Consider the following 435-nt stretch of genomic DNA (forward strand, 5'->3'; position numbering starts at 1 on the left):
TCATCACCATCATCTTCGTCTACGGCTTCATCGTCTGGACGGCCTATCTGTCGTTCACCAATTCCAAGACATTCCCCTCCTATGCGCTGACGGGGCCACGCGCCTATCAGCGGCTGTGGCGCTGGACCTTCGAGAGCGATCCGCCGTCCTCCTGGTACACCTCGATCACCAACATGGCGATCTTCGGCTTCCTCTATATCGGCATCTGCCTGGTGCTCGGTCTCTTCCTCGCCATCCTGCTCGACCAGAAGATCCGCGGCGAGGGGCTGCTGAGGCCGATCTTCCTCTATCCGATGGCGCTGTCCTTCATTGTCACGGGGGTTGCCTGGAAATGGTTCCTCGATCCCGGCCTCGGGCTGGAACAGACGCTGCACCACTTCGGCTGGACGAGCTTCCACTTCGACTGGATCAAGAACAAGGACTTCGTCATCTACA

1 protein-coding gene is annotated in these 435 nt (G+C 58.9%); it reads left to right on the top strand.

Annotation, left to right across the window (positions count from 1 at the left end):
• A partial coding sequence (locus C3Y91_RS05285) for a carbohydrate ABC transporter permease (RefSeq protein WP_168575109.1) occupies positions 1–435 on the top strand: 435 nt, incomplete at both ends.

Source organism: Rhizobium ruizarguesonis, assembly GCF_012349115.1.
Lineage (GTDB): Bacteria > Pseudomonadota > Alphaproteobacteria > Rhizobiales > Rhizobiaceae > Rhizobium > Rhizobium ruizarguesonis.